The sequence below is a fragment of the Nocardiopsis algeriensis genome (assembly GCF_014203695.1).
GTDB classification, from domain to species: Bacteria; Actinomycetota; Actinomycetes; order Streptosporangiales; family Streptosporangiaceae; genus Nocardiopsis; species Nocardiopsis algeriensis.
Map to the genome: position 1 here is coordinate 192,369 of NZ_JACHJO010000001.1, position 14,212 is coordinate 206,580.

14 protein-coding genes and 1 tRNA gene are annotated in these 14,212 nt (G+C 70.8%); 7 read left to right on the forward strand and 8 right to left on the reverse strand.

Annotated features, from left to right (window positions below; genetic code table 11):
* Positions 1–1,560: sel1 repeat family protein (locus FHS13_RS00900; protein ID WP_246404271.1), on the reverse strand; the 1,560-nt coding region annotated here is incomplete at its 3' end.
* A gap of 400 nt (positions 1,561–1,960) precedes the next feature.
* Between FHS13_RS00900 and FHS13_RS00905 the strand changes: the two genes are divergently transcribed.
* The 4 genes from FHS13_RS00905 (at position 1,961) to FHS13_RS00915 (ending at position 3,790) form a co-directional block, all read left to right on the forward strand.
* A complete protein-coding gene (locus FHS13_RS00905; RefSeq protein WP_184285848.1) occupies positions 1,961–2,383 on the forward strand; it encodes a hypothetical protein in 423 nt (140 codons plus the stop codon).
* 224 nt (positions 2,384–2,607) lie between these two features.
* On the forward strand, positions 2,608–3,156 hold the full coding sequence (locus FHS13_RS00910) for a PH domain-containing protein (RefSeq protein ID WP_221442187.1): 549 nt from the start codon (positions 2,608–2,610) through the stop codon (positions 3,154–3,156).
* A gap of 61 nt (positions 3,157–3,217) precedes the next feature.
* Positions 3,218–3,346, forward strand: coding sequence for a hypothetical protein (locus tag FHS13_RS21665; RefSeq protein ID WP_281388682.1), 129 nt, complete (start codon positions 3,218–3,220; stop codon positions 3,344–3,346).
* A gap of 258 nt (positions 3,347–3,604) precedes the next feature.
* A complete protein-coding gene (locus FHS13_RS00915) occupies positions 3,605–3,790 on the forward strand; it encodes a hypothetical protein (protein WP_184285851.1) in 186 nt (61 codons plus the stop codon).
* Positions 3,791–4,074: 284 nt separating this feature from the next.
* Here FHS13_RS00915 and FHS13_RS00920 read toward each other — a convergent pair.
* The 4 genes from FHS13_RS00920 to cysS form a co-directional block, all read right to left on the reverse strand.
* Positions 4,075–4,150 (reverse strand) — tRNA-Thr (locus tag FHS13_RS00920).
* 90 nt (positions 4,151–4,240) lie between these two features.
* Positions 4,241–5,281, reverse strand: a complete 1,041-nt coding sequence (locus FHS13_RS00925; protein ID WP_184285855.1) for a DNA topoisomerase IB — start codon at positions 5,279–5,281, stop codon at positions 4,241–4,243.
* Positions 5,282–5,311: 30 nt separating this feature from the next.
* Positions 5,312–6,280: a 23S rRNA (guanosine(2251)-2'-O)-methyltransferase RlmB gene (rlmB, locus tag FHS13_RS00930; protein ID WP_184285858.1), complete on the reverse strand. Its 969-nt coding sequence runs from the start codon at positions 6,278–6,280 to the stop codon at positions 5,312–5,314.
* Positions 6,281–6,406: 126 nt separating this feature from the next.
* The gene (gene cysS / locus FHS13_RS00935; RefSeq protein ID WP_184285860.1) at positions 6,407–7,810 is read right to left on the reverse strand and encodes a cysteine--tRNA ligase; all 1,404 of its coding nucleotides are present in this window, start codon (positions 7,808–7,810) and stop codon (positions 6,407–6,409) included.
* Between the two features lie 311 nt (positions 7,811–8,121).
* Here cysS and FHS13_RS00940 point away from each other — a divergent pair, with 311 nt between their 5' ends.
* The gene (locus FHS13_RS00940; protein WP_184285862.1) at positions 8,122–10,056 is read left to right on the forward strand and encodes a DUF2637 domain-containing protein; all 1,935 of its coding nucleotides are present in this window, start codon (positions 8,122–8,124) and stop codon (positions 10,054–10,056) included.
* A gap of 88 nt (positions 10,057–10,144) precedes the next feature.
* Here FHS13_RS00940 and ispF read toward each other — a convergent pair whose 3' ends face one another.
* The 3 genes from ispF to phoU form a co-directional block, all read right to left on the reverse strand.
* Positions 10,145–10,615 carry a 2-C-methyl-D-erythritol 2,4-cyclodiphosphate synthase gene (ispF, locus tag FHS13_RS00945; RefSeq protein ID WP_184286640.1) on the reverse strand — a complete coding sequence of 157 codons (471 nt, stop codon included), beginning with the start codon at positions 10,613–10,615 and terminating at the stop codon, positions 10,145–10,147.
* A gap of 35 nt (positions 10,616–10,650) precedes the next feature.
* Complete coding sequence (locus tag FHS13_RS00950; protein ID WP_184285864.1) at positions 10,651–11,133, reverse strand: CarD family transcriptional regulator; 483 nt, start codon at positions 11,131–11,133, stop codon at positions 10,651–10,653.
* 308 nt (positions 11,134–11,441) lie between these two features.
* Positions 11,442–12,104 carry a phosphate signaling complex protein PhoU gene (gene phoU / locus FHS13_RS00955; protein WP_184285866.1) on the reverse strand — a complete coding sequence of 221 codons (663 nt, stop codon included), beginning with the start codon at positions 12,102–12,104 and terminating at the stop codon, positions 11,442–11,444.
* 124 nt (positions 12,105–12,228) lie between these two features.
* Between phoU and FHS13_RS00960 the strand changes: the two genes are divergently transcribed.
* Positions 12,229–13,422 carry a sensor histidine kinase gene (locus FHS13_RS00960; RefSeq protein WP_343064856.1) on the forward strand — a complete coding sequence of 398 codons (1,194 nt, stop codon included), beginning with the start codon at positions 12,229–12,231 and terminating at the stop codon, positions 13,420–13,422.
* Complete coding sequence (locus FHS13_RS00965) at positions 13,419–14,114, forward strand: response regulator (protein WP_184285869.1); 696 nt, start codon at positions 13,419–13,421, stop codon at positions 14,112–14,114. Before FHS13_RS00960 ends, FHS13_RS00965 begins: the two co-directional genes overlap by 4 nt.
* Positions 14,115–14,212 lie beyond the last annotated feature (98 nt).

Below are 14,212 nucleotides of genomic sequence, written 5' to 3' on the forward strand. Positions count from 1 at the left end.
CACCCGACCACTCGCCTTCAATAGGGACCCGAGGCTGACCATCGCGAGAGCGTTACCAGCATTGGCGGCTTTACTCCACCAAGTCTCAGCCTCCCCCGCCCGACCCACCTCCAACAGCAGGAGCCCAAGACCGACCATCGCACGGGCGTCACCAGCATCGGCCAACGGGCACCAGGCCGCGTCAGCAATATCGGTTCGCTCAGCGCTGTAAGCCGCAACGCCAACGGTGAAGCGCTCTTGGTCGGTCACTGTGTTCAAGGCGGTGTGCCATACCGCGTCGGGTAGAGGGCCTGGGGTGGTGAGGTAGTCGAAGGCCCGCCACCGGCGGCCGTCGTGGTCGGCAGGCACCAACAGGCCGGCTTGGCCGCTGCGCGGCTGGGTGGCCCACTCCCACGCCCGGTCGCTCTCCTCCGGCAAAGGCGGTGGGGCGGGCAGATAGGCGGTGTGGGCGGCCTGGAGCTGCTTTTGGGTCAGCGGGCTGGACACCCCGGCCTGGGCCAGGCCCACCGCTGCGGCCACCAGCGCGTAGCCGCGCGGGTGACCGTTGTCGGGGCCGTTGTCCCAGATCTCCTGGAGGCGGGGGCCAGCAGCCAGCTGCTCGGCCACGCCGAAGCGCTCGCCGTCTGCGGCCTGGGCCAAGCGCTGGTCGTCGCTGGTACGGGCCCGCTCGCGCTCCGAATCGCTCCAGCGGCGGTCGATGGTGACTGAGGCGGTTTTGAGCACTGCATATCCCACCCCCTCAGGGATAGGGGTGTGGTCGGTGGCGCTGGGGCGCAGGGCTTCCAGTCGTTCTTGGCGGATGGTGGCGGCCACCACCGCGCCGGCGTGGCCAAGCTCGGCCACTAGGGCGGGGGTAAGGCCGGACACACTCAGGTGGCGGTCCAGGTCGTCCAGCCACACCACCCACCCTTGCGGCGCCTGCCTGGCTCTTTCTGCGAGCCAGGCAGGCAAGGGCCGTAGGTCGGCGTCCTCGGGCGGAGCCACCAGCATCCGCTCGGGCAGGGTGCGGACCAACGCCGCTGCCAGCGCGCGGGTCTTGCCCGCGGTCGAGGCCCCGGTCACCAGCACCAGCCCACCACGCGGTGCAGCGCCAACCTCGGCCAGGCGCTGGTCGAGGTCGGCGTCCACGTCCCGAGCCACGTAGGGAGGCAGGTCTTCGCCGTCGGGGCCGGGCGGGGCGTGGTGGGCACCCAGTTCGCGCGGATCGGCCCGGTGGGCGGGCAGGGCGGTGTCCACCCACCCCGGCACCGGCGGAGTGGTCGGGGTGGGTGGGGAGTGCACAGTGACCGGGCCGCGGATGGTGCCGGCCTGGACTGCGGTGCCGGAGTTGTCGCCCATACGGTTGTTCACCTGCGGGGCTGTGGCAACGGGTGGGAGAGCTGGTGGTGAAGGTGTGCGGCGTGGCCAGGTCAGGGCCAGGGCCGCGGCAGCCAGCACGAACGACCCGATCCCCGCCGCCCAGGACACCTCCTCCGGTCCGGACAGCATCAGAAAGGCGCACAGCACTGCGAGCAAGGCCGCCCCGGCGGCTGCCAGGGCCCACACCCAGGTTCGTCGCATGTACCGATTCTGGCGCTTTCGCGGTGTTCTCGTACATGCGTTGTCAGGGTTTCCCTGATGCTTGAGCGAAGGCGTGGGTCGTGCGGGCAGCCTGCTGGTCGGCGCAATGGACCTCAAGGGCATAGCAAGCTTGTTGCCGCGTCCGCTGAGTGCGTTACGAAAGCCGCGGACGAGGGCGCGTGCGCCCGGTCCGAAGGGATCGTCCCCGAGTGGGAAGCGGCGATCATCATCGCCACCGTGGACGGGCGTGGCCACCGGGTGTCCGAGCGGACAGGGCGGCGCACCCTGAAGGATGTCCGCGCCGCCCTCGAAGAGATGGCCACGGCTTGACCGCCTGCCCCGCCGCGCGACATCGCCCTGTGCGGCGGGACACTATGAACTCACCCCCACAGGAGGAAACATGGGACTCGCCACCACCCCCACATGCTGGGCCGGCCCTTACCATGCGTTCAACCACTGGCGTAACACCATCGCCGAAGCCGCCGGATACCCCCTCGGCGAGGTCCAGGGCCGGTACGGGCCCATCGTCTTCGTCGACATCGGCGAAGAGCAGTACACCGACGAGCACATTCAAGGCGACTGGGACAGCCCACCCGCCGACATCTTGTTCGTGCTGCTGGTCCACTCCGACTGCGAAGGGCACATCCACCCCGAGCACGCCGGGCCGCTCGCCGACCGCCTCGAAGGGCTCATCCCCGCGGTGGAGGACACCAGCTCCGGGGACGCACCGTGGGAGCGAGAGGAGACCGTGGCCTCCATGCACAGGTTTATTGCGGGACTGCGGGAGGCGGCAAGCACAGGGGAGAAGGTCCTGTTTCACTGAGTCATCCCCCGACTGCGTGCACGCGCGCCTGACCATCTGTCGAAGATCTGCAGGACGCGACGGCGGACTATGACGCCCCCGGTGTTGGGGGATGCACATGCTGACCTCCCGACGCACGAGAGGGCAGCTGGTGCACACGCTGACCTGAACTGGCCAGGCGGGTTTGCGGGATGGTGTGGCGTGCCACGATGGGCCGCACATCCCCGTCCTGCGAGGAGTTCGCCATGGCTGACGTCCAGCTCCGTCCCGATATTCAGGCTGCCCGGAACCGAATGTCGTACCGGCTCGGGTCGAACCGTGAGATCAAGAGGCTCGTGAACTACCTGTGGGAGGGCGAGACCGTCACCCACCTGGTAGGCGGAGTGTACGGACCCGGCACCGGCCTTGTGGTGCTCACCGACAGGCGGATGATGTTCATCAAGGACGGGTGGACCAGTCAGGTCACCGAGGACTTCCCATTCGAGAAGATCTCGTCGGTGCAGTGGTCGGCAGGGATGATGCTCGGAAAGATCACCATCTTCGCCAGTGGTAACAAGGCCGAGATCGAGCAGGTGCAGAAGCCGGACGGCAAGGCCATCGTGGATGCGTTGAACAGCATCATCACGAAGGCTCCGGCGCCCGTTCCGGCTGTCCCGGTCACAACCGCTCCAGTTCAGCCGACACCCGCTCCAGCTTCACTGTCCCAGGTGCCGTCCTTCGAACTGGTGAAGGAGTTGCGCAATCGTGGCGCTCTGTCTCCAGAGGAGTTCGGGCAGATCGTGGCGCGTCTGTAGACACCCCGACTGGCTCAGCGTCCCTACCCCCAACGGGAGCGGAGCCCGAGCAGGGCACGCGGTGAGTGAGCCGACCGCCGGAGGCCCAGGTGGTGCTCCCATCCAGGTGGCCGACGAGGCCGCGCACAAACTCCCGGAGTCTCTCTTCCGGGTCGCCCGCGTGGATCTTGAGGTCACCATCGCCTTCTGAGCGATGACGGTGATCGTGCCGAGTTCACGCAGTCCGCCCGTACCGGTCTGGGAGTGCAAGCAAAGGTCGGCGGTGCCGTTGGCCATGGACACTCCCCCCGGGAGGCATGAGGGTCAGGCCCTTGAACGCCGCCCGCCGGACGGGTCTGGCAGGCATGGGAGGCCGGGCGAAGGCCTTCTGTCGCCGGGGTGTTACTGCCACGCAGGTGTACCTGTGCGCCGTCCGCCCTGGTGCTTCCCCCTACTGAAAGAGGTGTGCATGTCATCTGCGTGGATCATGGGTACGGTCGCTGCGGCACTGATCGTCGGCGGGATCGCTGCGGCATGGGCGGTGTCGGTGATGGCTGATCCGTTGGCGCCTGCGCTGATCGCTGCGGGCGTGATCATGGCGGTTGGCGTGGTTACTGGGGTGCCACCGCGCCCGAAGGGTCGTTCGGGGGTGTGAGGGAAGCTTTGGCCAGTCACCGCCAAGATCGGCCAGGGCAGCAACTACCGATTGGGGCGGGCCTGTGGCAACCACGCAAAAATGCGGTGCTTCTTGGGGATAGGGGAGCCGTCCAAGCTTCCACGCTCGGGCATGGCGGGGCAACCGTGCCAGGTGCCAACTTCGGCATGAAGAATGTGCCCGGTCCCCTGGGATCTTGCGTTCACTGCCTGAGGCCAAGCCCGCAGACCTCCGGCGGGGGTCGCACAGAACTGTCGTTCCACCGCTCCCCACGTGAGTGAGGTTGGAGCCGGCGAGGGGACTTGAACCCCTAACCTACCGCTTACAAGGCGGTTGCTCTGCCGATTGAGCTACGCCGGCGGACCGCGGATCCCCGTGCCGGGGACCGCTTCCACCCGAATGGTACCGGCTGTGGGACACGGGGGCCCACTCGGATGCCGTCGGCACCGGTCAGGCCTTCTCGAGCATGGCCAGGACCGCCTCCTCCACGCCGCCCCGGGTGGCGAGTTCGCCCGGAGGGGTGTCCTCGCCGAGCTCGGCCAGGGCCGCGGCGACGGTCACACCCTCCTCGTGGAGCCGGAAAACCCTCGGGTCGATGTAGGAGGCGCGGGCGACCGCCTCGGTGTTGCCCAGGTGGTCGGCGACCTCGCGGACCACGTGGGCCTCCACGCGGGCCCGGTCGGCCTCGCCGGGGACCGCCACGGCCACGCCCACGGCGGCCAGGACCGTCGCGTGCCAGGTCCGGAACTCCTTGACGGTGCGGTCCTCGCCCGAGACCTCGCGCAGGTAGGCGTTGAGATCCTCGCTGCGGACGTTGTGCCAGCCGTCCCCGTTCCGGTGGGCGAACAGCTCCTGGCCCGGCTCGCGGGCCCTGCGCAGGGAGGCCAGCACCCGGCACACGTCCGGTTCGGCGCACTCGAAGCGCTGCTGCTTGCCGGCCTTGCCGGGGAACTCGACGACGGCCCCGGCCCGGGTGAGGTGGACGTGCTCGCGCAGCAGGGTCGCCACCCCGTAGGAGTCGTTCTGCTCGGCGTACTCGGCCCCGCCCGCGCGCAGGAAGCCGAGATCGACCATCCGCAGCGCCGCGGCCAGGACGCGTTCGCGGCCCAGACCGCGCCCCTCCAGGTGCTCGGCGACCCTCGCGCGGATCCGGGGCAGCAGCCGCGCGAAGTCCAGGGTGCGGTCGAACTTGGCCTCGTCGCTGCGGCGGCGCCACTCGGGGTGGTAGAGGTACTGGCGGCGCCCCGCATCGTCGGTTCCGCACGCCTGGATGTGCCCCTCCGGGGAGGCGCAGATCCACACGTCGCGCCAGGCCGGGGGCACGACCAGGTCCTTGACGCGCCTCAGCTCGTCCGGATCGGTGATCCGGTTCCCCTCGGCGTCGTGGTAGCTGAACCCGCGCCCGCGCCGGATGCGCCGGATCCCCGGTTCGGTGGGATCGCTGCGCCGCAGCCCCGAGCCGAGCAGTTCGTCGGTCTCCCCCGCTGACATACCCCTACCGCTGCCCCGGCGGGGCACGGGCTAACTCGCGTCGGCCGCCGCGTTGCGCAGGCGGGAGACCTCGTAGAGGGTGACGCCCGCGGCCACGGAGGCGTTGAGCGACTCGGCGTCGCCGATCGGGATGCCCGCGACCACGTCGCACGCCTCCCGCACCAGCCGGGACAGCCCCTTGCCCTCCGAGCCGACCACGATCACCAGCGGGCCGGTGGCCAGCTCCAGGCCCGGAATCACGGTGTCGCCGCCCGCGTCCAGCCCCACGACGAACAGACCCGCCTTCTTGAAGGTCTCCAGGGCCCGGGTCAGGTTGGTGGCCTGGGCGACGGGGAGGCGGGCCAGGGTGCCGGCGGAGGTCTTCCACGCGGTCATGTTCACGCCGGCCGAGCGCCGCTCGGGGATGAGCAGGCCGTGGGCGTCGAACGCCGCGGCCGAACGCGCGATGGCGCCCAGGTTGTGCGGGTCGGTGACGCCGTCCAGGGCGACGATCAGCGGCGGGGTGTCCGCCTCCTGGGCGCGCTCCAGCAGGCCCTCGGCCGACCAGTACTGGTAGGGCCGCACCTGGAGCACCAGGCCCTGGTGGGCGGCTCCGGGCTGGCCGTTGCTCTCGCAGCGGCGGTCCAGCTCGGCGCGGGTCACCTCGACGACGTCGACGCCGCTCTCACCGGCCAGGCGGGCGGCCTCGGTGACGCGCTCGTCGCTGTCCAGGCTGTTGGCCAGGAACAGGCGGGTGGCGGGCATCCCGGCGCGCAGCGCCTCCACCACGGGGTTGCGGCCGACCAGCAGGTCGGAGTCCGTGCTGCGGCGCCGCTCGGCCCCGGTGCCGGGCTCGCTCCCCGCGGCGGGCCGGGGACGGCGGGCCGCCTTGGCGCGCTGCTTGCCCTCGTACCAGTGCCGCTGCTCGGCGGGCAGGGTGCCGCTCTTGCCCTCAAGTGCGCGGCGGCCCTTGCCGCCGCTCCCCTTGGTCGGGCCCTTCTTGCTCTTCTTCGCCGGCATGGTCGCCGCCTTCCTGCGTCTCGCGGGCATGCCGGAGTCGCGGTGCGTCCGGCCGGTGGGTTCCGCCGCAGAGCGCGGCGGCAAAGTCCCAGACTAGTGCGGCCGCGCCACCGCACGGGCCCGGAGTCAGTCCCGGCGCAGGTCCCAGCGGGGGCCCTCCGGCGTGTCCTCGACCACGATGCCCGCCTCGGTGAGCTGGTCGCGGATCGCGTCGGCCGCCGCGTAGTCCTTGCGGCCGCGGGCCGCCTGGCGCTGTCCGAGGGCGACCGCGACGAGGGCGTCGACGACCTCGCGCAGCCCCTGGTCCCCACCGGTGGCCCACTGCTCGTCGAGCGGGTCCAGGCCGAGAACGCCGAGCATGGCGCGCAGCTCCCCCGCGATCTCGGCGGCCTTCTCCTTGTCTCCGGCGGCCAGGGCGGTGTTGCCCTCGCGCACGTGCCCGTGCACCACGGCGAGCCCCTGGGACACGCCCAGGTCGTCGTCGAGCGCGTCGGCGAACGCGGCGGGGACCCGCGCGGCCGGGGCGATCTCGCCGAGTACCTCGGCGGCCCGGGTCAGGAAGCCCTCGATCCGCTGGTAGGCGGCGGCCGCCTCGTGCAGGGCGGCGTCGGAGTAGTCGATGGTGGAGCGGTAGTGCGCCTGGCCCAGGTAGTACCGCAGTTCGACGGGCCGCACCTTGCGGACCATCTGCGGAATGAGCATCGAGTTGCCGAGCGACTTGCTCATCTTCTCGCCGCCGACGGCCAGGAGGCCGTTGTGCAGCCAGTAGCGGGCGAAGCCGTCACCGGCGGCGCGGGACTGGGCGAGCTCGTTCTCGTGGTGCGGGAAGACCAGGTCGAGGCCGCCGCCGTGGATGTCGAAGCTGGGCCCGAGGTACTTGGTGGACATGGCCGAGCACTCCAGGTGCCAGCCGGGCCGACCGCGCCCCCACGGGGTGTCCCAGCTGGGCTCGCCCGGCTTGGCGCCCTTCCAGAGGGCGAAGTCGCGGGGGTCGCGCTTGTCGCGGTCGGAGCCGGTGTCGGCGGACGGGACGACCTGCTCCAGGCGCTGGTTGGACAGCTCGCCGTAGGCCGGGTAGGAGCGCACGTCGAAGTAGACGTCGCCGGAGCCGTCACCGGCGGCGTAGGCGTGCCCCTCGTCGATGAGGCGCTGCATGAGTTCGATCATCTCCGGCACGTGGCCGGTGGCGCGCGGCTCGACCGTGGGCGGCAGGCAGCCCAGGGTGTCGTAGGCGTGGGTGAAGGCCCGCTGGTTGCGCTCGCTCACCTGCCACCACGGCACGCCCTCCGCGGCGGAGACGTTGATGATCTTGTCGTCGATGTCGGTGACGTTACGGCAGAAGGTGACCTCGTAGCCCGAGTAGGTCAGCCAGCGTCGCAGGATGTCGAAGTTCACCCCGGAGCGGATGTGACCGATGTGGGGAGGTGCCTGCACCGTGGCACCACACAGGTACAGGGAGGCATGTCCCTCGCGGAGGGGGACGAACTCTCGGACCTGCCGGGCACTGGTGTCGTAGAAGCGCAGACTCACGCTGTCAAGCCTATCGGCTTTCCCCTCGCCCCCATGTCACGAACGGACTTTCGACGGGGGAAGGTGCCCGCCGGGGCCCTCCGCCTTTCGATCGGACATCCCCGAGACCGTATATATGTCGAGCCGTATTCGAAACGCCTGCGTGTGAGATCGAGCGGAACGGGGTAACCCACCTCAGGAATACCCGACCAACAGACCTCGCATATCCCGATATACCGGCATGCGCACCTCTGATTTCGGCACGTCTGCACGTAGCCGCAATCGGCCGGAATCTCGTGTCGGCGGGACCGTCTCGACTACGCTTCCTGGCGATGGCCCCTTACAACGACCCCTCCGGATCCGGGACACGGAACGGCAGGCCCGCGGAGCGCGGCCCGGGAGCCGGTGCTCTCCTCGGTGGCGCCCTGTTCGTCGGCCTGATCGCGCTGTGCGCCCTCGTCATCTCCTACAACGGCATCTTCCGGTTCGCCGAGCACGGCGGCCACGAGGGCAGCGCGCTGGCCCACGTGTACCCGATCGTGTTCACCCTGCTGCTGATCATGGCGTTCTGGGTGAGCTACCTGCTGCGCGGCGCCGAACCCCGCGAACGCTTCTGGGTCGACGCCGTGCTCATCCCCGTGCTCGTCCTTGTGGCGGCGGTCGCCATGCTGATGAACAACCTCGGGCTGATCGACGGCTTCCCCCGGCGGTTCGCTGCGGTCGTCGTGGCGGTCTCCCCGCTGGTGGCGCTGGCGGTGGCGTTCCTGCTGTGGATGGCCCTGCGCGCGCACCTGCGCAACCGGACCTCCGCCGCCTTCCGCCGGCGCCCTCCGGACGGCCGCGCCGGGACCTCCCCGGAACCCGAGGAGCCCCGCCCCCGCGACCCCGAACCCACGCTCGAGGAGCGGCTGACGGGCGTTCCCCCCGCCCCGGCGGCGGAAAGCCCCGAGGAGCCCCCCGCCCCCGCCCCCGTGGCGCGTCCGCTGCCCGAGACCGGTGGCGAGGACGAGATGTCGGTCCCCACCCTCCGGCTCCCCCGCCGTCCCAGGAGCGGGGACAACCCGATCAGGGAGGCCGCCGAGCGGCCGCCGTTGGTACCGATGCCGCAGCGCGCGCGAGCGGACGGGCCCCGGGACGGGGAGGACGTCCCGGAGGACGTCCCCGAGCACCTGGCGGACGAGGGGTTCGACCACGACTCCCCCGCGGGCGATCCCGCCACGGACGAGGCCGAGGCCCCCGCGCCCAGGGACTCGGCGCTGCCGCCGGCGGCAGCGGCCACCACCGGAGCGGCGGGCTCCCCCGCGGAATCTCCGGAGTTCCCGGCCGCCGCGGCACGGCGGACCGCTCCCCTGCCCGCGGAGGAGGAGGAGCACGCCCCGGTCCGCCTCCGGCCGGCACCGCCCGCTGCCCACCCGGAGTCCCCGGCGGAGCGGGACGGGTCCCCGGAGCACGTCCCCGGCTCCCCGAGGGCCGGGGCTCTCCCCGAGGAGCCCGCAGAGCCCTCCGCCGAACCTTCCGCAGAGCCTTCCGCAGAGGAGGCAGGCGCCTCTGCCCTCCCCGAGACCGGGGACCGCACCTCGGAGGACCTCGGCGAGCAGCGGTCCGCAGGACAGCAGGAACTCGGGGACCTCCCCCTCACGGCGGCTCCGGCCGACAGCGGGAGGGAGCACGTCCGCGCCCGGCCCGGGCACGGGTCCCCTGCCGAGACGGCCGGGCCCGCGGCCGACGAGCCCCTCGCGGACACCCCCGCGCACCGGGAATCCGAGGAGGGCTCCCGGACGGAGGGCTCCTCTCCGGCGGGGCGCCCGGGGCCGGCGCGGCTCTTCACGGGGAGCGGCTCCGAGCCCGCCCGGTGGGAGCCTCCCGCCGACACGGGATCGCGCGGCTGGTCGAGCGACGACTACGTGCCCCCCGTGTGGACGCCGCCCGAGGACGACGGGGATCGCGAACCGCTTCCCGCGCCCGTCCTGGACCACGACACCGGGCCGACGGTCCGGGCCGCCTTCCACATCGGCACCTCGCCGCAGGAGGCCCCGGAGAGTCCGCGCGGGCAGGCGTGGCCGCGCGGGCCCCAGGTGCCGCCGGGAGCCGCGAGCCCCCGCGACGACGCCGAGGAGCAGGCACCCCCGGCCGCACCGCGTGAGCCCCGGCCGCCCATGAGGAAGCGCCCGATGGTGCTCAAACCGAAGCGCCCGCCGATGCCCGACTTCACCTCCGGGCCGCCGTCCGGCCGGGTCCGCAGCGAGCCCCTGCCCCCCGACGACTGACAGCCCGACCGGAACAGCGCGACGGCCCCGCATCCTCTGAGGATGCGGGGCCGTCGCGCGAAGCCGTTCCGGTGACCGGGAACAGGGCCTAGTCGCGGGGCACGCACAGCGCCGTGGCGACGGCGGCGATGCCCTCGCCCCGGCCGGTGAGGCCCAGGCCGTCCGTGGTGGTGGCCGAGACGGACACCGGTGCGCCCACGACCTCGGAGAGGGTCTTCTCCGCCTCCGCCCGCCTCGGTGCGAACTTCGGCCGGTTGCTGATGATCTGCACGGCGACGTTGCCGACCTCGAAGCCGGCGGCGCGCACGCGGGCGACCGTCTCGGCCAGCAGGGCGGCGCCGGACGCGCCCTTCCACTGCGGCTCGGCGGTGCCGAAGTTGGAGCCCAGGTCGCCCAGACCGCACGCCGAGAGGAGTGCGTCGCAGGCGGCATGGGCGGCGACATCCCCGTCGGAATGGCCGCTGACCCCTTCCTCACCCGGCCATTCCAGACCGGCGAGGAAAAGTGTCTTTCCAGGAGCGAACGGGTGGACGTCGGTGCCGACGCCCACCCGAGGCATTTTCGTCATGAATTACGCGATTCCCTGCCCGTGTCTCAGGTCGTGAGAACCTCGTCGAGGAGGGCCTCGGCCTTGTCCTCGTTGGTCTTCTCCGCGAGAGCGAGTTCGCTGACGAGAATCTGGCGCGCCTTGGCGAGCATCCGCTTCTCACCCGCCGACAGGCCGCGCTCCTTGTCCCGTCGCCACAGGTCCCGGACGACCTCCGCGACCTTGTTCACGTCGCCCGACGCGAGCTTCTCCAGGTTGGCCTTGTAGCGCCTGGACCAGTTGGTGGGTTCCTCCGTGTGCGGCGCCCGAAGGACCTCGAAGACCTTGTCCAGGCCCTCCTGCCCCACCACGTCGCGAACCCCGACGTCCTCGGCGTTCGCGGCGGGCACGCGCACCGTCAGATCGCCCTTGTCCACCCTCAGCACGAGGTAGGTCTTGTCCTCGCCCTTGATGGTACGAGTCTCGATCGCTTCAATACGAGCAGCCCCATGATGGGGGTAGACAACAGTGTCGCCGACCTTGAAAGCCATGTGACAGGTACCCCTTCCGCTACCACAAGGATACCATGAATCCATGACTTAACCTACCTATTAGGTTTGCGAACCCGCAGGTCAGAGCGCACTTTTCTGGGGTTGACAAAGTCTACCCGAACCCCCTTGGACCGCTGGTCAGGACGGGTGCGCGAAAGCCCGGAGCCCCTTGGTGCAGGGGTCTTCGCACCCTTCACAAAGGCTTCGGGGACCGGCGCGGCGCCCCTCCGCGGGACACCGGAAATGGCCGTTGCGCGATATCTGTCACGTTCCGTCCGCCACCGGTGCCCCGGGAAGAAGAAGGGCCGTCACGATTCCGCCTCGTAGTCCTCGCGCTTCTCTCCCGTCACCATGTAAACAAGGTTGTCGGCAACGTGAACGGCATGGTCCCCGAAGCGTTCGTAGAACCTGCCCACCAGGGTGACGTCCATGGTCGCCTCCACCCCGTACTCCCACCCCGGGGCGAGGATGCGCTGGAGCAGCTTGCGGCGCAGCCGGTCCATCCTGTCGTCGTCCTTGTCCAGCTCGAGCGCGGTGTCGGGGTCGCGGTCGAGGATGACCTCGCCGGCCTTCGTGACGAGCAGCTCCGCCTGGTGGCCCATCTCCAGCACGATCGAGCGCACCGGCTTGGGGATCGCCGAGTCGGGGTGGCGGCGCCGGGCGATCTTGGCCAGGTGGACGGCGTGGTCGCCCATCCGCTCCAGGTCGCCGCGCATGTACAGCGAGGTGATGATGGCCCGCAGGTCGGAGGCGACGGGCTGCTGCCGGGCCATCAGGCTGAAGGCGGTGTCCTCGATCTCCTGGTCCAGCCGGTTGATCCGCTCGTCCCCGGAGATGACCTCCTGCGCGGCGTTCAGGTCGCTGTCCAGAAGCGCGGTGGTGGCCCGGGCGATGGCGTGCCGGGCGAGCCTGGTCATCTCGACCAGACGCTCGCCCAAACTGTCGAGATCCTCGTGATACATGTCGCGCATGGCGTCAATGCTCCCTGTGGTTTCTTGAAGAACCGGCCAAAAGCAGGTGAACGATGGAAGAAGCTCGGGCACGTCACCTACCCCGAACGGGTAAAGCCCCAGTCCACACGTTTACGATCGAATCGTGCAAGGGGAACTTCTCGCCGCTCTGACCGGCATCGTCGGACTCGTGACGGGCGTCGTCGCCGGCGTCGTCGCCAGTTCGCTCTTCCGCGTCCGCGGAACCGAGCGCCCGGCTCCGGCTGCGCAGCGCAAGGACACCAACACGCTACCTTCCGGCATCGCCGAGGTACTCTCCGCTCTCCCCTCCTCCGCCGTGGTCCTGGACTCCACCGACCGCGTCCTGCGCGCCTCCTCGGCCGCGCGCGCCTTCGGCATCGTCCGGGGCGAGGAGCTGGTGATCACCGAGCTCCTCACCCTCGCCCGGCACGTGCGCCGGGACGGCGTGATCCGGGAGACCGAGATCGAGGTGGCCGTGCGCAAGTTCGGGCCCGACGCCACCTCCTTCGCCGTCCGGGTCGCCCCCCTCGGCGGCACCGGCCTGGTACTGGTCCTGGCCGAGGACCAGACCGAGCACCGCCGGGTGGAGGCCGTGCGCCGCGACTTCGTCGCCAACATCTCCCACGAGCTCAAGACCCCGGTGGGCGCCCTGTCCCTGCTCGCCGAGACCGTGCAGGACGCCAGCGACGACCCCGAGGCGGTCCGCCGCTTCACCGCCCGCATGCGGGCCGAGGCCTCCCGCCTGTCCGCGCTCATCCAGGACCTCATCACGCTCTCGCGCATCCAGGGCGCGGAACCCATGACCGAACCCACCCGGGTGGACCTGGAGGCGCTCGTGGCCGACGCCCTCGACGCCCTGAGCATGCCCGCGGACGCCAAGGGGATCGAACTCGTCAGCAGCGGCTCCGAGGGCGTCACCGTCCTGGGCGACGAGGGGCTGCTCGGCACGGCACTGCGCAACCTCGTGGCCAACGCCGTCTCCTACAGCCCCGAGAACACCCGTGTCGCGGTGTCCGTGGAGGTCGGCGAGACGAGCGTGGGCATCAGCGTGGCCGACCAGGGCATCGGCATCCCCCAGCAGGACCTGGAGAGGATCTTCGAGCGGTTCTACCGTGTGGACGCCGCTCGGAGCCGGGCCACCGGAGGTACCGGTCTGGGCCTGGCGATCGTCAAGCACATCATGACCCACCACCGTGGAGAAGTGACCGTGTGGAGCCAAGAAGGGGCGGGATCGACGTTCACTCTGCGTCTGCCCCGTCCCGACAACCGGGGGCGCGACGCCGCCCGGGACAACGACCGTCAGGAGGCGGCACAGTGACTCGCGTACTCGTGGTCGAGGACGAGGAATCGTACAGCGACGCCCTGTCCTACATGTTGCGCAAGGAGGGCTTCGAGGTCGCCGTGGCACCGACAGGGACCGCGGCCCTGGAGATCTTCGACCGCACCGGTGCCGACCTGGTCCTGCTGGACCTGATGCTGCCGGGCCTGTCGGGCACCGAGGTGTGCCGGAGCCTGCGGCAGAAGTCCAACGTCCCCGTCATCATGCTGACCGCCAAGGACTCCGAGATCGACAAGGTCGTCGGTCTGGAGCTGGGTGCCGACGACTACGTGACCAAGCCCTTCTCCTCCCGGGAGCTGGTCGCCCGCATCCGCGCGGTGCTGCGCCGCCGCGGCGAGGACGAGGTCGTCCTGCCCGCCGCGCTGGAGGCCGGACCCGTCCGCATGGACGTGGAGCGGCACGTGGTGACCGTGCGCGGGGAGAACGTGCAGCTGCCCCTGAAGGAGTTCGAGCTCCTGGAGGTGCTGCTGCGCAACGCCGGGCGCGTGCTGACGCGCATGCAGCTGATCGACCGCGTGTGGGGCGCCGACTACGTCGGCGACACCAAGACGCTCGACGTCCACGTCAAGCGCCTGCGCGCGAAGATCGAGGAGGACCCGAGCAGCCCCAAGTACATCGTCACCGTGCGGGGGCTGGGCTACAAGTTCGAACCGGTGGCCGTCGGCGCCTGAACCCCCGGTACCCGCCCCTCCGGAGAACCCTCTCCTTCGACGCGGTCCCGGTTCGCGGGCTTCCCCACCGCGAACCGGGACCTCCTCCTTCCGGCCCC